13 protein-coding genes and 1 pseudogene are annotated in these 19,449 nt (G+C 48.1%); 2 read left to right on the top strand and 12 right to left on the bottom strand.

What is annotated here, in order from left to right; all coding sequences use genetic code 11:
* The first annotated feature begins 445 nt into the window (after nt 1-445).
* Complete coding sequence (locus HP572_RS07710; protein WP_240585263.1) at nt 446-1,555, top strand: 4Fe-4S binding protein; 1,110 nt, start codon at nt 446-448, stop codon at nt 1,553-1,555.
* 51 nt (nt 1,556-1,606) lie between these two features.
* Here the strand turns inward: HP572_RS07710 and HP572_RS07705 are convergent.
* A pseudogene (locus HP572_RS07705) lies at nt 1,607-1,774 on the bottom strand (NADP-dependent isocitrate dehydrogenase); the annotation flags it as partial.
* A 459-nt stretch (nt 1,775-2,233) separates the two neighbouring features.
* Between HP572_RS07705 and HP572_RS07700 the strand changes: the two are divergent.
* Complete coding sequence (locus HP572_RS07700) at nt 2,234-2,476, top strand: hypothetical protein (RefSeq protein WP_039315293.1); 243 nt, start codon at nt 2,234-2,236, stop codon at nt 2,474-2,476.
* Between the two features lie 52 nt (nt 2,477-2,528).
* Here the strand turns inward: HP572_RS07700 and HP572_RS07695 are convergent, their stop codons facing one another.
* The 11 genes from HP572_RS07695 to HP572_RS07645 form a co-directional block, all read right to left on the bottom strand.
* The gene (locus HP572_RS07695; RefSeq protein WP_240585262.1) at nt 2,529-10,520 is read right to left on the bottom strand and encodes an LPD38 domain-containing protein; all 7,992 of its coding nucleotides are present in this window, start codon (nt 10,518-10,520) and stop codon (nt 2,529-2,531) included.
* 125 nt (nt 10,521-10,645) lie between these two features.
* The gene (locus tag HP572_RS07690; protein WP_240585261.1) at nt 10,646-10,798 is read right to left on the bottom strand and encodes a hypothetical protein; all 153 of its coding nucleotides are present in this window, start codon (nt 10,796-10,798) and stop codon (nt 10,646-10,648) included.
* Nucleotides 10,799-10,817: 19 nt separating this feature from the next.
* Nucleotides 10,818-12,101, bottom strand: coding sequence for a hypothetical protein (locus HP572_RS07685; protein WP_227528163.1), 1,284 nt, complete (start codon nt 12,099-12,101; stop codon nt 10,818-10,820).
* A gap of 272 nt (nt 12,102-12,373) precedes the next feature.
* The gene (locus HP572_RS07680; RefSeq protein ID WP_240585260.1) at nt 12,374-13,690 is read right to left on the bottom strand and encodes a DUF4670 domain-containing protein; all 1,317 of its coding nucleotides are present in this window, start codon (nt 13,688-13,690) and stop codon (nt 12,374-12,376) included.
* Nucleotides 13,691-13,702: 12 nt separating this feature from the next.
* Entirely contained in the window at nt 13,703-13,978 is a 276-nt protein-coding gene (locus tag HP572_RS07675) for a bacteriocin (protein WP_240585259.1), read from the bottom strand.
* Nucleotides 13,978-14,358 (bottom strand): hypothetical protein, encoded by a 381-nt coding sequence (locus tag HP572_RS07670; RefSeq protein WP_240585258.1) that lies wholly within the window; start codon nt 14,356-14,358, stop codon nt 13,978-13,980. Before HP572_RS07670 ends, HP572_RS07675 begins: the two co-directional genes overlap by 1 nt.
* Nucleotides 14,359-14,361: 3 nt before the next feature.
* Nucleotides 14,362-15,036: a hypothetical protein gene (locus tag HP572_RS07665; protein WP_240585257.1), complete on the bottom strand. Its 675-nt coding sequence runs from the start codon at nt 15,034-15,036 to the stop codon at nt 14,362-14,364.
* 8 nt (nt 15,037-15,044) lie between these two features.
* Entirely contained in the window at nt 15,045-15,419 is a 375-nt protein-coding gene (locus tag HP572_RS07660) for a hypothetical protein (RefSeq protein WP_240585256.1), read from the bottom strand.
* Nucleotides 15,420-15,421: 2 nt separating this feature from the next.
* Nucleotides 15,422-16,135, bottom strand: coding sequence for a hypothetical protein (locus HP572_RS07655; RefSeq protein ID WP_240585255.1), 714 nt, complete (start codon nt 16,133-16,135; stop codon nt 15,422-15,424).
* A gap of 286 nt (nt 16,136-16,421) precedes the next feature.
* Entirely contained in the window at nt 16,422-17,786 is a 1,365-nt protein-coding gene (locus tag HP572_RS07650) for a DUF1983 domain-containing protein (protein WP_240585254.1), read from the bottom strand.
* The gene (locus HP572_RS07645) at nt 17,783-19,408 is read right to left on the bottom strand and encodes a hypothetical protein (protein ID WP_240585253.1); all 1,626 of its coding nucleotides are present in this window, start codon (nt 19,406-19,408) and stop codon (nt 17,783-17,785) included. The genes HP572_RS07650 and HP572_RS07645 overlap by 4 nt, the downstream gene beginning before the upstream one ends.
* Nucleotides 19,409-19,449: the final 41 nt, after the last annotated feature.

Below are 19,449 nucleotides of genomic sequence, written 5' to 3'. Positions count from 1 at the left end.
AAAGCCCAGGTGATAATTAAAAGAAAACAATAAAAACAGATCATTTAATAACAACTATAATTTTTGCTTTTAATAAAAATAACCTACGTCATGAGAATTGTGCAAATGTAGCAAGGCATTCCTATACGTTGATGCCGGACCACACATGCAATTTGAAGCATGACAGATATATTAAAAAATAATACCGTCCGGTAATTAATAGAATGGGTACGTTTGCGTATCCATTCTTTTTTATATCTCTCATCTTGCTCTTAGAAAAAATCGCCCTTCTGCTCTCTTACCCCTCTCTTCTTATTCAAATCAATCAGCTAAAAAAACCACAAACATGCATTTACAATGCACAAATCAATTTTTAACCATTCTGAGCGTGATAACGTTGCCCCACGATCCCTTCGGTGTATTGAAAGCGCCGAGTGAAAAAAATAAATGGGGGCAATTGAGAGCAATGAATGAGAAAGCAAGAAAGCGGTGGCAACGTCGCCCCGGAACCACTGGCGGTAAACTTCCCTGGAATGACTGGCGCAACGCCCTGACCTGGCGCAGAGCGACGCAAACTCTGCTATTGGCGATTAACGTTTATATCGGCATCACCTTCTATTTTTGGGTACGCTACTTTGAAACTGGCGGCACGAGCCTTTATATGTCGAGGCCAGGCGGCATAGAAGGCTGGCTGCCAATTGCCGGATTGATGAACGTTAAATTCACGTGGGAAACGGGTAATTTTCCCCCTATCCACCTTGCGTCAATGCTATTACTTATCGCATTTGTTCTCACCAGCCTGTTGCTGAAGAAATCGTTCTGCTCCTGGCTGTGCCCTATCGGCACAATTTCCGAGTGGGTAGGTGCATTGGGGAAAAAAATATTTGGACGTCACTTCATTCTTCCGAAGTGGCTGGATATTCCACTGCGCAGCCTGAAATATCTATTATTAGGCTTTTTCCTCTATATCGCCTTATCCATGCCAGCACAGGGCATTTATATGTTCCTGATGTCGCCCTACGGTTTGATCGCCGACGTTAAAATGCTCGGCTTCTTCCGCAATATCGGCACCATCACGTTAGTCTGCGTTTTTCTTTTTACGTTTGTCAGCCTGTTCGTCCGCCATTTTTGGTGCCGCTACCTTTGTCCTTACGGTGCGCTCATGGGAGTATTTTCACTGCTGTCGCCCTTCAAGATTCGTCGCAATGCCACCAGCTGTATCGATTGCGGCAAGTGCGCCAAGGCCTGCCCGTCTAACATCCCGGTGGATAAGCTCATTCAGGTGAGAACAGCGGAATGCACGGCCTGCATGACCTGCGTCGAATCCTGCCCGGTGGCATCGACGCTTCATTTTTCGCTGAAGAAGCTCTCGGGTTCACAGGCAAAAGGCAGTGAAACAACCAAACCGCTATGGCGACACACTGCACTGTCCGGTATCACGATGACGGTACTGGTGCTCGGCATCCTTTTCGGCATGATCGGCTTTGCGATGTACATCGGCGGCTGGGACAGCCCGATTCCCGAACACATGTATTTCCGGCTCATCCCCGGCTCACAGAGTATTGGTCACCCATAAAGAAAAAGGGGCCAAATTGGCCCCTGATTTTCATCTGCGCTGAATAGCAGATTACATATTGTCGATGATGTCTTGAGCAAACTCGCTACATTTACGCAGCTTCGCGCCTTCCATCAGACGTTCGAAATCGTAAGTCACGGTCTTGTTCTTGATCGCGCCTTCAACGCCCTTAACAATCAGGTCAGCCGCTTCGAACCATTGCAGGTGACGCAGCAGTAGATTGAAGGAAAAACCACAACATACTGAACTATATAAAGAAAAATAGAAAATAGCGCATTGAACAGCATCGTTTTCATTAAGATAAATATCGATAGAAAACAGTGAGCTACTTTGTATTTTACTGAATACCTTTCCCCGAAAATTGCCTGTAATTTCGCCCCTTAACAAATTTAACGGACTAATAACATGTCATCTTTGGCTTTCATTCTGTGCCTAATTATGGCCGCCGCTATGGTGCTGGTGCATCCGGTGTTTTCAGTGCCATTTATCATTGGCACGTGCCTAATCACAAGTAAATCCCGTATGCACCTGGATAGCACTACCAGCATCATTATCGGTATCGTTGGTTTTCTCTTTTTTCTGACCTTTATCATATGCATTCGCAACTGGTTGAAATAGAATGCTAATCAGCGTTGAACAGCGCATAGGATCAATAAATAATTAGCATGGAAATAGTTTATGAAGAAATATCTCTGCTTGTTTGTATTGCCTTTACTAACCACAGCCTGCGCCACCCCACAAAACCCCGCCACATGCTGGGGGAAAATAGAAATTGGCCGACATGTCTACGATCAGCCAATTTATAAACAAAGGGACGGTTTCTACATGAAGGAATATTTAGTCGGTGACGCCTTCAAATATACATGGGTTGAGAAGAATAAATTCAAAGACCTATCCGACTGCAAAGATAAGTTTAAGTAGGAAAATATAATCAGGATCAGCCAAGGCTATAGCCCTGGCTGAAATAGAACACTTACTTGTCGAAATATGGATTAACTCGCTTCACCGTCTGCTGAACCAGCATATTCCGTTTCTCCATGAGGCGATCAATACGTTCCCGCTTCTGGTCCGCAGTTAAAATACGATCAATCCGGGTCAGCTCGATTTGGTCATTAAGCTGCTTCACCTGCTTTTGTGTCGCCGTGAACGCCTTGCGCTGTGATAGTTTCTCGCGGTTATCCTGCAACAGCTCATTGGCTTCATCCTGACGGCCCTGTTTGCGATAAGAATTTATCGTGCTGTTTATCTGATTGGCTTCCGTCATCATGCGGTAGAAGTCCTCGGTAAACTGAGTAGACTTCGCAGGATCGGCACCACGGGCAAACGCTTTGATGACAGGCATTTCATCCAGTCGCAGCGACGGCGATGTGCCGCTATCCCCCATGTTTCGCATGATAATATTCGTCGCACCCAGAATGTACGAACCCAGCGTGCCAGTGTACCCAGTGATGATGTGATCTAACATCTTAGGAGAAAGGTTCGCAGCCCCACCGATTTCACGCATCAATAAGCTGGTCTGGTCGTTATAACGAGCGCCGGCTATCACATTGCTATCGGCCATGTTCTCAATTGGGCCGCCCCTGAAGAAATCGTAGTTAACGAATGTTTCCAGAATCGGTCGCGTCGCCTGCGGTATCGGGTTAAAAGCCATCGTTTCAAAGAAGTTGCGTGCGACCACTTTACCAAATTTCCCTGGAGTATCTTCCCCACCCAATGCGCGAACAAAACGCTCTGGCAACGTGCCGAACATCAGGCCAATTTCAAACGGTTTCGGGAAGCGAACATGCTGATCGCCAATCCATGCGTGCCAATAGGCGTCTTTATCCCAATCAGGTAGCTCCTCATAGCGATCATCCTCCCAGTTCAACGCCAGCAGCGCCAGCGATAGCCCTGCAATATATCCGCCTCGCTTCAGAACTTCGCGCGGATCTTCTTTAATTGCGCGGCCAAGTTTGCTCATGCCCTGCAAGCGCGCATTGAAGAACGGCACCATATCAGACAGCGCGATAACGATGCTGCTAGAGCCCTGCATGCTGAAGTCCATCAGATCGCGAGATTCAAAGGCAGCCTGTGCCTTGCTCTTTCCTGCTTTTAGCGCCGCATCGTAAGTCGCGATTCGGTTAGCGTTCTCCGCCCCTTCACTGACTTTCTGGTATTTCTCCAAACCAGCGCCGATTTTGTCCATCACATCTTTGCTATTACGCACAATCGATGATTCAAATTCACGGACTTGGCTATCGTTATAACCTTTACGGCGCAGCACCTTACGAATACTGGAAGCTGTACCCGCTGGATCGTAAACATTGGAGTAGCCACCACCAAACGTAGCGCCAGCAAACATCATATCCACCAGCGTATCATCTGTGCGCATGGCTTTCTTCAGCCCCTGCCATGAAGAAATTGCAGGTTTGAACCCGTCCTTATTTATCGCCCATGAATGGATAGCATCACGCATAAAGTTACGGATGATGAAGTCTGGCATTGATGTGGTTCCGATCGTTAACACGCGCTTGGCCTGTCGCGCAGCTCGCATGAACAGAGAGTTACTACGATCCAAATCGATCATCGTGAAGGCTCGGTAAAGGTCGGGATCGTTAACTTGAACCAAGTGTTCTTGTCCATCCATATAGACCTTAACCACATTCTTCCCGATGCGCTGATAGTCCATTTTATTCGGGCTATCAATGGCCTCCAACATGTCGGTATCAGCCAGATTCGTGACAGAACGGCGCATAGCCTCATTCTTCATCGACGCATCAACCGACTTAGCAACGTAGTTGAACAGGTTTTCAATCGGGTCTTTAATGGTGAGCTCAGAGCCCTTCAGCTTACGGATTGTGCTGCTCTGATTGGCAATGCCGCGTGTTGTCCACGGGCCATGTGTTTCGCCGCTTTCTGCTTCACGATAGTAAGGCAGATACCAGGCATCCTCCCATGTCGCTCGACTCTCAGGATCAATCAGCCCCATATCCTGCTGTAGGTCGATGATGGACTTAATGAACGCGTCATATTTTACCTTCTGATCCGCAAACAGTTTTTCATTGCCACGATTCAGAGACTTCATGTAAGCAATTTCATCAACGGTAAAGTTATTTTCCTTACCCTCTGCCATCAGGCGCTCAGAGCGGTGACCGGCGATCCACTTGAGAAAGTTTTCACGGTGGTTACCAAGCCCGTCCAGAATCCCCATTAAGGAGTCCGCTTTACCCGTGCCGGGAATCCGCTCAGTGATTCCCTCATTTTTGTTATAACGAACCAAACCGTGCTCCAGAACTGCCGCCGTCACCGAGCCAGAACCTGCCGACATGCGCGCAGCGGTGTAGCCGGAAACCATCGCATCAGATTTATCTGCCGCATCTTCTGCGTATTTTAACGGTGCCAGACCGTCAAAGGTCTTCGTGTTCAGTTTGCGGAAGGTTTCTTGCCACCACTGCTTCAGCTCCGTCCGATCTTTATCGGCTGCCATCTGATAGAAGTCTTTGGCTTTATCAAACCAGCCTTTTTCGGCGTTGAAGCCCATTTTACGGCTGGTTTCGGCGTCCATTGCTGGATTGGCAGAGCGGGAGTACAGCGTCTTGTTCTTGCGGATATCAGCGGAAGAGAGTATATTTTGACCTGAGCCATTCAAGGTGTTCGCCTCGGGCAATTGGAGCCCGACTGCATGAAGCCATTGAGTGGCTTTTTCTTTATTCAGATACAGTAAATCATTATCCAACTGCCGTTGTAACGATGATTGGCTATCCTTTCCATAAACACTCGCTATCTTATTAACCTCAGCAAACCCTGCACCTTTACCATTCAAATGAATAGCAACAATCACCGGGCTACCATTAGCATCATGCGCAGCAACCAAAGAAACTAAAGCATCCTTCTCAGTAGCTGACTTCATTACCGCTATAGGATCAGCGATCAACCCAGGCAACCTTTTCATATCATCCAACTTAACGAAATGGTTACGCACTTTTGGGTCGATAGCTTTATGTACAACAGAAGCTGGCATCACTAACTCAAGATTTCTGGCTCCTAATGCCCGATACACTGGAGGCGTGTCTCCAAGACTAATTTGGTATCGAGGTGGGGTATCCATACTCGCTATGTTTTCCACTTCTTGCGCAAACTGTCTTGCATCGTAGCTATCAGGCTTAAATGGATCTGCATCTGATTTAGTTGAATACAGCGCATCTGTACGCGAGAAAGTGTTATCGAACTCACGGGTGCCAGGCTGCTCATTGGCATACATCGCCGTTTTCTGGAAGCGGCCGGTGATTGTGCGCAGGATGTTGCGGATCTCTGCTGGCGTGATATCCATAGGGTTAAGCACGCCCGCTTTACGCAGTGCGTTGGTCAGCAGCGTAACAAACCGATCCCACACACCACCCAGTTTCGTTAGCTCTGTACGCTCGGCCATATGCGCCAGAAACTCATTCGCCTGTGTTTCTAACGACTCCTGCCCGTAGGATTGCTCGACTTGTCGCCAGACATCCTGAATGGTTTTATTCTGGCTGTCCCGCGTCTGGTGTATCACACGCATGATGCGGTCATATTCCACATCGCCGATCACTGAAGCTAAGCCATGGTGCGCAATCACTTCATGACGCAACTTGGCACGCAGTTCACGGGCGTTGGCAATGTTATCGGCGATGACAATCACTCGGCTCAGCTCCGGCTGATAAATAGCGTGAACCGTGCCAAATTCCGCAGGAATGCCATTAGGCATCAGCGCGGCAGCTTCGGCCTGTGTCTGCACCGCCTTCACCTTAATTTTGGCCGCACCATTCAGATGAGAAACAAAGCCGTCCGCCGCAAGCTGTACGCGATCGCGCAACATGCCAGTTTCAGGTTTGCTACCATCACGGCTAAAGCTGCCATCGTGAATGATGTTACCGCCACCAATATCAGCCCCAGAAACAGAAACGCCCCCAGATTTGGAGGCGTTTTGCGGTGAGCGGTTTTGGCTTCGAGAGTGAAGGATGCTTGGGGTTCCCGGATCGAAAGTGCCCCGGTTGCCGATAGCGCTCTTTATCTGCTCTGGGCGAAAGGCCACATAATGATCGGCGGATTTAATGCCGACGTCTGGTGCGTCATTAATGTTTCTGAAAATAACGCCATCACGCCCTTCCCGCTTGGCTTTATCGATGATCGAGCTCAGATTGTCACGGTTAGGATCGTAGGCTCGTCCGCCAAAATCTACCACTGCCGGATTCTGGATAGACAAATAGGTCGGCATAACGTTCGGAGCCATGCCGCCTGTATAGTCATCGGATTCCAGTGAGCGTTCCAGCGCTTCGGCCTCATCGTACTTACCCGCATCCATAAGCCGCTGTGCGCGTTCGTAATCACGATTCCGCTGAAACTCCGGTGTTTCTTCTGCGTAGCTGCTGGCGACCTCCGGCGACGCCGTGAAGAAGAATCCGCGTTTGGCTGATTCACCGCCAGCACCTCGATTGGTATTCATGAACTGCTCAAAATCACTACCGGTGCCATGGTACACCACCAGTGGACGTCCATCAGAATCAGTCACCTTGCTACCGCCGAACCAGTGCTTGAAGGCAGGGGATTCAGTTTGCGAGCCAGATACTTTGGTACGGGAGTAGAGCGTGCCGGTGTTTTTCTTGGATGAGCGCCTGGCAATCAGATGAGCGGCAAAATCATGCTCCGTTTTTGTCACGTTATAGAGATCGCCATCATCAGAAACAATCCGGTACGACGTTTTTACCTTTCCGCTTCCGGACGCTCTCTGTGCGGTTTCTGGATGCCAGCCACGCCCAATCAGCTCCTGAACAGCCTCCGATCTTGTCACTGGGCGGTCAAACTCAGAGTAATGCACCATTTCTTGTAACGCCTTGTCAGCCTTCCCGCGCTGCATAGGGCTGAAAGTCTGAGCATCAAGAAACTCGTTAACTGGCGCACGTCTATCGGCCTCTGCTGCATCTTTCTCTTTACGCTCCGCTTCACGCTTAGCTCTGGATACCGTATTGCTTTCATCGCGATCAGCTAAACGATCTGCATAGGCGATCGCCTTTTCACGACTATCAAAAATACTTGGTGCCATTTTGATAGTGCTATTCGGCTGTGACTGAACAGCCCACGCCTTCACCTTTTCGCCTGTATCACGTCGTGTCGCATCAACCGGAAATAGTGGGTAGCCACGATGCTCAGTGCGAGGGCGAATGTGCTCCAGTGCCGCATTAAGTCTAGCAAGATCACCGATACCACCACCCACTGGACTACCTCCAGCAAGCTCACTTTTGATTCCATCAACCTGTGTTGCGCTTAGGCCAATCAGCTCCCCGCCCTCGGTTGTCAATATGGCAGATCCTGGTACATCATGATCCATCGTCACAGTAAGAACCTCACCAGACGGGAGTGTGATAGTGTCTTTTGTGCGATCTGGTGGTAACCGCACAGCATAACCGCCATCAACCTGTTCAACCGTTGCTCCAGGCGTCTTCGCCCATCGTGACGCTTTGGCGACTCTTTCATTGGAATACGGTTTACCTGGTGCGTATAGTTTTAACTCGCCGTTCAGCAAAGCGTCATCGCCAGCGGCTACGTCACCAGCTCTATCACTGATAGCAGCCTGTTCCGCATCGCCCCGCTCGTCTGCTATCTGCTGCTTATCCACGGGAAGGCGCACGCCATAACCATCGCCAACCGATTCGATAGTCGCGCCTGGCACTTTCGCCCATTGAGTGGCGCGCGCTACGCGCTCGCTGGAATATGGCTTGCCCGGAGCAAACAATTTCAATTGTCCTACCGGTTCCCCGCGAGCGTAGGCTTCCGTTTGTGCATCAACCGGTACGCCAGCAACACGGTGGCGCTGATCGGGCAATGTGGACTGATCGTTAACGCCCATTGCATCACTGAATTGCCGCGTCTGCCGCTGAGTACGTGTTTCCCCTTCTGTAAACTGTGGTGGCCGCGCCGTTTGGCCTTCATCAATAGTTGGCGAGCCGGCGAAAATAATATTTTTATCTTCAATGGCACTGGTTGGCACTGCTTCACCGTCATACGTCTGATTAGCACGACCGACTTCATTCACAGCCATCGGCCGGTCGGCGGGAATGAACTGCTGCCCGCGCACCTGCTGACCACCTTCAAACTGTGGCCCGGCCCCCGCCTGCTGTTCGTCGGGATTTGGATTTGTGACTTCTCCCGGCATAGCGATCACAGATGTTTGACCAGGTGCAGGAAGACGTGGGCGACGCGCGGCGATAATTCTTTCAGCCTGCTCCAGCGCCTCCAGCTCTTGCGGTGAATAACCCTGATCGCCCTGTTCAATCTGCTGGCGAATGAGTTGCTCAGCGGTAGGAGCGTCAGGTTGTTCAGCAAGCGCACGCTGCACGTCACTGTCTTCAGCAAATCCCTGAATACGCGGATCTTCCCTAAGATAGGCTGGTGTATCGCGGAATTCATCAATACGACTTTGTGGCATACCAACGACATTTTCAGGGTTGAGCTGTGAGTTATCCGCCCCCTGAGTAACAGAGATCACAGGGCCGCCATCGCGCCATTCACCCGTATAGCCAGGAGGTGGTGAATCTTCACCCATTTTCACGACGGGAATAGATGAACCATTACCTTCAGCGGACGGCTGCCCAGATACCTGCCACTCAGGCACATCGACCTGCGTAGCCTGCGGCTGGTCACTTGTAAGATCTCCTGCCGTTGGTTCGGGATTGGATTGCTGATCTGCCTGTCGCCCACGAACACCACCGACGGCACCGATGGCGCCACCCATTCCAGCGCCGACAACCGCATTATTTGCACCGGTTTTCAACACATCTTTCATCGGGTCGATTTTTTGCCCCGCAGTGTCGATCAGCTGTTCATTCTGAACATAACGTTGCCCTGCCCCCTGAGCAAATTCAGTTGCACCTTCTGACACAGCTCCTGTCGTCATACCAGATAGCACCCCAGAAGCTGCGCCCCTACGTGTTAGCAGTTTCAGCAACGTGTGATCGCCCAGTGTTGACGCAGCAATATTGACTGCCAGTAAGCGGGGATCTGCGGTTACAGCACTTGCCGCCTGATCAGCTACCTGAGTACGTGCCAGCTCCAGTTTTTGAGTATCGGACAAACGGGCATTGTCTGGATTGGAGTCGATTGCGCTGAATGCAGACTGAAACGTAGAGCTTTCCATCAACTCATTGAATGACAGACTGTTGATTTGCTCACGCATGTCGATACCGCCCTGACCTTGCGCTGAACCAGACATTGCACCAACAAATGTCGTTTTGCCTGCGACCGCTGCGGCCCGATCTGCTGTTTCTTTCGCAAGCTGACGGGCAGCCTCTTCAGGCATTGACTTACTGAGCCGGTTGAACGTCGCACGCTCTGCCATTTCACGCGCAGCACCTGCGCCCAGCTTTGATACACCACCAGCCGTTAATAGTTGAGCAATCGTTGGGACAGCATTGATTAACCAGGCATCCTTATTGAAAAGCCCTTCTCCAGCGCTGACACCCGTAATATCCCCATTCTGATTATGCTCGAAATTGACAAAATCTAGTGAAGCCGCTTTCTTCGCCCCGTCGCTGTAACTATCCTTAATACGCTGGGATGCAGCACCAGCAAGATCACCCGCGCCTTCAATAATGAAATTGCTAGCACGCGATACTGGGTTTCCGGCGTTCTGGCGCATAACACCCATCATTTGGCTATCAATGCCTAGCGGATTGGCGGCATCACCTGCTGTGCCTGCATTTTTTTCATCAAGTATCTGGTTACCAGCTTTAAATAACTGACCAACGCCAGCAACCATGTCTAACGCACCAGCGCCTGCGGATTTAACGTAATCCCCCATTGTTGCTTCTGGCTCAACAACTGGCTTATTCCAGTTTTCAGATGAAAAGAACTGACGATCAAAGTCGGATGGTTCACCCGGTTGCTGAATGTTGAGAGATTGGCGGTTCTTATTCGCTACTTGCTGTTCGGGGCGCTGCTGCTGAGGATCGTAGGCCATTACGGGCTCCTGAATTTTGGGCAAAAAAAAGCCCCACCGGGTTAAGGGTGAGGCTTGGTATCTTTGGAGAATTTAGCGCGTTATAAATGCTAATAAAAGTAGATAATTGAAAATCTAATCAAAAATCACTTAACTTGAGAACAATTCTCATTGGATTTTTTTTGCTTTAACTTCAGAAAATAATTTTCTTCATCAGTAGTTTTTTTCTTATCACCAACGTTGAAAAAATCGTCGATACTCTTTGCTTTCTGACCACTAAACATCTGTTTTAATGTCATAACATTTCTCCTTCTTAAGCTAGCTCCTAGCAAAAAAATGATGATTTAAATTTTTCTCAAAATAATGTTTCCGCCTTACCCAGATGAACCCGTCTGCTTTAGAAATAACAGCGACATCAATTGGCCCTCCGACAGTTTCACTATCCTCCGATACCTTACGCTTGAAAGCAGTCAAGTTAACTAACGATTCAGCCATATAAGCCAAATCTTGTTTTGGTAAAAACCTAACCATTTCAATAACTTTTCTTACATAGTTTTCATGCATGTATACATTTATTTTAGTATCAATTTCACTTAACGTTCTTTTAGCCACATCGACCACCCTAGACTGAAATAATTCACGCTTATCGGGTGTTATTTCTTCATTAATGACTAAATCTATGCCTTCTAAAAAATTACAAATGGCCGTCTCATAATGAGTATGCAAGCTTTCAATCAATTGTCCACTGCACCCCTGCATAAAGGCTGAGACCTCATCATCTTGAGCAAACGGGGTAACTCCACTAATACCATTTTCACTACATTTATCTTTATTATGGGATTTCCTAAGCTTTCCATTAGCAAATCCACATACATCATAAGCAATCACCTTTGGATAGTAATCCGTGTTACCATATCCGGCGATAACTATCCCTGTAACATTACCTAAATCACTTTTCTTACAAAGAATAGCCGCAAAAACTTCATTTATAGCGTTAATTAACCCTACTGGTAATAGATCAATATTTTCTATATTAAGAAATTTCTTTATAATCAGTGGGGAAAATTCGCTACATGACGCAATTGCCACACTCAGATCGCTTTCGCTAAAACCATCTAAAAATTCCATTTCAGATAATGTATCAAGTAGTTCTCTACTATATTTTTCAAGTTCTACAAGATAATTATTTACGTCATAATTTAACCAGTAACTATTATCTTTATCTTTATTGAAGGCATCAAGTAACTGTTGGAAAACTCCTTCAGAAAGAAATGTGAATTGGTGCTCTTCACGCATACCGTCAGAGACGATATCTTTTGTATTTTCTAGAAATTTAAAAAAATCATCCACATACCCTTCAATAGTATCAAAGGAGTCTGAATTGAGTTTGCTTCTATATGCTTTAATAACTAACTCCCAAGGAGCAGAACATAAGTCGCCACTGCCATATACCATTAACCCAACGGGGTGATGCTTACTCAGGGAAAACAGTTTCTCTGCGCCATTGTAAATTTTATGCTTTCCCGCACCAGAGATAGTAACTGCTGAATCAGCCGCCAAAGCAACTGCTGTTTTGTTATAAACTGCTATTTCTGCTGTCATTTCTCACCTTAAACCAATGACATTGGCATAGTGCCAACTATCGTTTCCCATGGTGAAAACAGATGCCAGCCAATCTACGTTGGCTTGGCTGTAGCTGTGTGTAAACAATACAAAATTGCATTAACTATATATTTTAAACCTCTTTATCATCGTTTGAATTACGGCCTCTTTGTATATCATATCGTTTCATTGAAAGATGTGCGCCTCATCTGCATAGTCTATGTATAATTGCATAGACGAAAGTTCCATCAGAAAAAGCTGATAACTAACACTTAGTTAGGTGCACGTGATTGCCGCAACTGGTTAGCTACAGCAGCATCAGCCGACGCCTTCGCCCCTCTCGTATACTGCGAATACTTGGCCTCCAGTTGCTCAGCACTCAATGATGACACGGGTACACCCATAGCTATAGCTTTCTGAGCAAATGCAATTTTGCCCTGATCGCCTGCTGCCCATTGCTGCAACCCACTGTCATCCTTTGCTTTCGGCTGCTGCTGAGTCTGCCCATATGAATCTCTCACCTGCTGTTCCAACTGGTCGTATTGTGAGTTAATCCCCGCCGCAGTCTGCGGATCTTGCGCCATTGGATCAGCTAGAGCCTTCGCTCTCGCCTTGCCAACATCCAGCAAGTCTTTACGCAACCCTTTTGCTTCTTCACGCACTGCTGTCTTATCTGGCGGATTAACCATGTCATTCAAGAACTTCGCCCGGCCACCATAATTTAACTGGCCGACCATCTGGCTATAACCCCGAATCTCTTCCATCAGGCGAGGCAAGGCAATCGGTGCAATCGTGTCATTAGGATCTGTCGAGCCAAAGCGGGTCATAGGTTTATCCGCAACAGAACCATCCGTGTATGTAACTTTCAGGGTTGGAATTACTCGTTGGCCATCTTCAGTTAACCCGATATGTGCCAGCTCTTTTGACTTAATCGTCTTACCAGTTTCTGGATCTTTATCACCTATCCCACGCTGAATATGTGTAGATAACACGTTATTCATCACGCTGATGGCCGCAGGATCGTTATAATCCATATTGCCATTGAGAACGGCGGGCATGATACGATTGATTTCTTTCACATTATTGATAGCTTCATCACCAATAAAGCGCTTAGGATGGCTAGGGTTATCAGTCGAAATTTTACTAATTAACTCAGGATCAACATTTCCAGTTTTATCCAACTGGTCATAGAACATTTTGATAACTGGCATTTCATCCTTAATACGCTGTTGCCGCCGAGTCTCCGCCATCTGGTAATTATGCTCTTCCCTGCGCATGTTTAGCTCTTGAGCACGCATCCCTAAACCGGCTTGCTGAATTCCAAGCTGCTGACGCTCTAATTCTCGTCGCAAACCAAATCGGCGATCATCTTCCTTATCACGGCCCGTTTGGCGATCAAAATTACGGCTATCAGTTTCCCTACCATAGTTAAATTGTTCCTGGGCAAGTCCAAACCGCCGATCATCGTTCTTCTGTTGCTGGTCTATCATTAACCGCCGCAGCTCCGATTCTTCCCGGCGCTGTAGCGCATTATCCATCGTGTTGAATCCGGCCAGAAAACCGTCTGCCAGTCCTCTTACATCTGCCATTGTGTCCTCCTATTATGAAAGTAATGAACCCGCGATCAAACCCACTGCTGCACCAATACCCGCCCCAATTGGTCCACCCCATGCGCCATAAGAAGCGCCCATTGCTGCGCCGCCCATCGCGCCCATTCCGGCCATCGTGCCTTTCATCTGATTGGCTGCCATCTTCTGCTGAGACTTGAGTTGCTCGTTCGCAGATTCTCGCTGTTGCTCAAGCTCTGCCGCCTGCTGCATACCCTGCAACCCCTGCTGACGAGTTTGCGCCGCAATATCGATTAATCCGTATCCCATTAGGTTTCATTCCCGATTTTGAGAAGCTCACGCAGCCCAGTGGAACCGCCGGTTAAGATGCTCATTTGCCGATCCGTTTCAGCATCGCGTATGCCATTTTTCGCCCCTGCGGTGGCAAGTGCAGACTTTAGCCCCAAGCTGTTATCGCTTTGATTGGATTGCTGAGTCGCCCCATAGCGTGCCTGCTGATTAGCTGAGCCAACCGTTGCCGTATTCAATGCCTGTCGCTGTGTCGCATCTGCCCGAGCCAACTGGTTATTCATCAGTTGACCACTGGTTGATAGATCCATCAGGCCTTGTAGCTTTGGAAAATATCGCTGCTGCCAGTCGGCGTATTGTTTGCGCGTAACGTCGGCAAAGGTATCCGATGCGTATCCCATAAATTACCCCTTACTTAGCCAACTACTGTGTGTCGTGCCACCAAATGGCGTATCAGACACACCAAATACACCGCTGGAACTGCCGCCTGTAGGTGTTGGCGTGTTCTTCGGTAAGCTGGATAGCCCCTTACTTACCAAAGCACCACCCACCGTGCTGATCAGCCCTTTCGTAGCCTGTTGCTTCGCCAGTGATGACTCTGCATCCGAAATCGCTTTCTGCTGTGATGCCGCAGCAATACCCTGATAGCCCTGCATTGCCTCCGCTTTTTGTCCCGCGCCCATTGCCTGAACATCTTGCAACCCAGCAACATGCTTATTCTGCTGATCAGTTTGAGAGCGGTTCGTCGCATCAATCGTGCCCGTCACCTGGTCGGTCGCGATATCTTTCAACCCACCTTGGAATTTACCGCTGCTGGGATCGACGCCTACTGATGCAAGACCGTCGGCAGCTTGCCGTCTGACCTGTCCAAACTGTTGCTGATAGCCCAGATTGACATCGCCAGCAATGCCGTCGTATTTTTGCTGATCATTAAGCCCCTCCACCTTATTCATGAATATGTTTTCATAGGGCTTCAACTCATTCTGATAGGTATCCCACTGTTGCCGAGCGACATCAGCCGCCGCCGCTTGTTGCGACGTTTCCTTTACCTCTGTACTGCCACCGCCACCTTTTCCCACGTATCACCTCACACCGATATCTTGAATTTCATTAGCCCGAACTCATCAGGTAGACGCTCAAATCCAAGCCGCCGTGCCACCCGAATGAACCCTTTTCTTGCCGTGTAGAACTCAGCCCAACGCCCACCGGCCATGCGCGTTAGGTCCTGAACGTGGGGCAGCCAGTAGGTCAATGCATCTTTTCTTGTGCTGACACCCAACCACACCACCACATACGGGATGCCGTAATAACTCCGTGGCCGCAGAACAATCCGTGTATCATCTGTCCCAAAGCAAAACGCCTGCTTTTTAAGGCAGGCGCTCTGGATGTTTTTTATTAAATTAGGCTCTCGGCTGTCTAAAGCCACACGCTGAATTAACCTTTCTATTTCCGCCTGATGCATAGTCAGAACCCTGTGACGTCGACTATCATATATTGCGAGTCAGTGCTATTCCTGGTGAAATTAGCGCCCATGGTGTTGTAATTACGTGAATCGAACATGTCGAAGCTGCGAGATATACTCCCAGGTGATACACGTATTCCGTCATAATACCAAGTTAAATCAACTTCCCCGCTAGTTGATTGCTCTACATAAAGATATCCAATTTTATTTACTATTGCCGCATATTTCCTTTCCAAGGGCGTTTCAACTATTACATCTGATGGAAAAGGATCACGCCAATCTCTATAATTAAAACTAGGGAATACCTGTAAGGAATGCACTGTAAGGTATTTTTTATCGCTATCAAATGTCACATAACCTTCTTTGTTCCTAATGATGAGATTACCCGTCCCTTCTTTTGTTAGATCTCCCGCATCAAATATAAAATAATTAGCAGAAAAATTAGGGTTTTGACCTAGCGCACCGATAGAAATAATGACAAAGGTATAAACATTGCCAGTTTTCTTCGTTGATAATAATGATATGTGGTGCGTTGAACAATATAATGCGATAAGGGGGGGAAGTTCAGATTTGGCCGTATAAACAATAGATGCATGCCACCCATCATCTGGAGTCCAGGCAAAAGAAAGCCCCCCTTTCTCCGCTAATGTTAAGTTGAAAACCTCAGAGTCAATGAGTGTAACTTTGTCATCATTGGTAATTCTAATAAAAGCCATGATCAATATATTCCATAAATACAGAAACAGCGAACATCCCTTACTGTCGAAACAGTAATCGAATTTCCGCTGATAGCTGCGCTAGGTGGAGTATTGATAACACCGATATCAAACTGTATCTGTTCCGCTGATGCCGAAACCCATAATCGGCCGCCGAATAACTCAGGGATGGTAACTGTTTTTGATGTGCCTGGCTCTACAGTAAAATACCCAAGTGTTTTCGTTGCACTCTTGGATAAATCAAGAGTGATGTTACCGTATTTGTCCCTAATGATAAATTTTGCCACTATCCAGATATCTCAATTCTGTTTACCCCATTTTCATCCTTAATCAGGATTTCGTTATTTGTTATATTTAGACCATTCCCATTTTCTAAAGATTTAATGTTAATTTGTCCTGCTGCTGATATTTTTACTAACTGCCCAAACGTCGCATTACCTAAAGGGTCAACAGTAAAACCACCGCTCTCAATCCGCGCTGTTTTTATGTGCGGCGAAACAATCTCAATTCCCGCCTTTATGCTGTCTGCAATAATGGTTTGCGCAGCCAATATCTTGATCACCGCCTCTTTGGCAACCAATTCATCAATTACAACCTTGCCGTTGGATACCGCAAACGGAATTGCATAGGTTGTTTTATCGTTGGGATTATTAGGATCGAAGATAAAGAATTGATTGGCGGCCACCGCTACCTGGCTAATGGTATTACCGTTTGCATCACGACCGGCCACAATGCCGATCCCTGCTTTTACATCTCCAGCTTGTGCTTTCGTACTCCACATTGCTTGGTATGATGCAGAGCCATTTTTATCCATTTCAGTAATAGCCTTTGCGTTTGTCTGCACCGCTGCATTATTTTCTCTCGTTGCAGCTTCTACCTTTTCAATGCGTTCTGCTGATGATGAGAACCGATCGGATACCGATTGCGATAACTCCCTTACCGCTGATGCATTGCTTTGTGATGACGTTTCAACATCGGTTACCCGTTTTGCCATCGCACTGTTTTGATTATTCACCGATTCAGATAGCGTTTTTACATTTGAATCAACCGTGCCAATATTTTTTGTATTTGTTTCCAGCTTCTCCGTAAGATTGGCAATCAATGGTGATGTATTCAACTGCTCCTTAATCACCTCGATGATGGCCGCCGGATCGGGATGTGTTTGTGCATACGTGCCTTTTGAATCATTGAATGCCCCCGGATCACCCAACGCATTAACATGTCGTATCCAATAGTACCCTTTCCAGTCTGGATCAACGGGGTCACCGTAAACTCCAGCAGCAGAGCTGGCGATCAACACAGCATTTGCCAGATTATCTTCAGGAGAGCGATAGATTTCTGTCAGTGAGCGACCGCGATAATTGGGCATATCCCATTCAAGCAGCACATAGGCAAAGCCGCCTGTCGCTTTGAAATTGGTCGGTTTGGTTGGCTTCTGTACACCACCACCTGAGTTTGAGCCACCTGAACCATTACCGGGCGTCAACGTAACCTTTCCGCCCCCAAGTTGGCGCAGGTTAGCCAGGCCAAGCGTTGCCAAATCACCATACGTCACCGCCCGATTTCGCCCGTCACCACGTTGGCCGGTAAGCGTTTCAACGTTCTCTAAAACCGCCGACTGGTCTTTGCCCGCTCTAAACTTTGCCGTCATGCTGTCATCTCCTGCATTGATGTAGCTAACGTAATTCTGTCTACCTGCACGCTGCCGTAGACTTCGACCTGCCAGCGTTTACCACGAATGGGAGGCAGCTTAACTAACGACTCTCGCAGGCTGCCCGGCGGCAAATGCAACGCTGAGCGGCCATCAACATGCAGAATGACGCCGACGTGCGATAGCGCATTGCTCATGACTCGCAGGCAGGAGAAGGCCGTATTCGCCGGAGCCAGATATTGCTTCGAGCGCCAACGCATATTCATGTTGAAAGCGCCATCGTTAAACGTATAAAGCTGCCGCCCCTTCATGATATAGAGCGTGTCGCCAGCCGGATCGTTATAGGCTGTATCAAACGATGTCGTGATGTTGCGAATATCCATGCCGACAGGATCGAAAATAAATCCGGCTACACCATCATCGGTGTCATACAGCGCCAGATATTCGTTTTCAACGCGCCAGGCGCGAATCGTCGTCGGGTTAAAATCTTTCCGCCACTGCTTAGCCTCTATGATATTTGCTGTGGCAATCGTTGCCGCACCATCGGCGCTGATAGAAACGAGGCCATTCGGCGAGGCATACAAAGCAAAGCCATCCATCGTTACCATTGATTGGCGCGAAACGCAGGACAGCGCGATCAGGGAATGCGTTGACGTAATATTAGACGGTGTAATGCCTGAAAAAATATAGGGGAGACCTTTCGTGCCAACGACCAGCGTTGTACCTATTGGGGCAATCGCCACAACATCATCCTGCGTGGTCTGCTTGTTGCTGTCTTTCCATGCGTAAGGCAAATAGGCTTCACTGAACATCACCTGATTGCCTTTAAACCCAGCAGCAATGCCGTTAGACATCATGCACAAACCGCTCATGCCATCCGGCGGCATGTAATAATCGTAAGTCTCAAGTGAAGCGCTAAGCTGCGCGTTTGACAGATCGTCAACAAATACGCCGACGGCAATATCCAGTTCGGCCACCAATAAGAAATCCGCTGCCTGGCTGCTGGTCGCCGATCGATAAACACGGCGCTTGGTGATGTTGTTGTTCTGCTGTCCAGGCGGTTGCAAATTCAGTTCCACCGAGCTCCCAGAATACTTTATCGTCTGCTCCGCGGAGGCAGGCCCCGGCGGCCCCTCTTCACCATATGCCGTAACATAGGTTTCAGTGTAGAAGCGGGTTTCGTCATCCGTAGGATCGTCTTCTTCAACGTCAGCCGGCGGCGTGATTGTGCCAATGACGATCGGGTTGGCAGGCGCAGGAACACCAAGGCGGAAAAATGCCGAGGGATAATTGCCGTTACCGCCCGTCGCAATCTGCGCAGAGGTGACCTTCGGAAATTCATCGTCGGTGTAATAAACACGCCCATAATCATCATTGGCTACCGGACTGCGGATCGCATCAACAATCTTGTTCCAGGCAAACCAGAAGTTATCGCGATAGTGGAAGATGGTTTTGGGCTTGAATACAAAGGTCTTGCCATGATCGGTGTCATCTTGCATCGGAGTGATAACGCCATGTCGAAAGTGACAACTCTCCGCCACCGTCGCGTTAGATTCAGGCAAAAGGTGTTCAGCAACGCGCGGCATCATTCCGCGCATTGTTGTGATATCAATGGTCGCCATAATAATCCTGAGACAGAAAACAAAAAAGCCCCGCTTTTTAA

Origin of the sequence: Pectobacterium sp. PL64 (genome assembly GCF_022477975.1) — a bacterium.
GTDB classification, from domain to species: Bacteria; Pseudomonadota; Gammaproteobacteria; order Enterobacterales; family Enterobacteriaceae; genus Pectobacterium; species Pectobacterium jejuense.
Note: the sequence above shows the minus strand (reverse complement) of the source record. Positions and strands in the feature narration are given on the sequence as shown.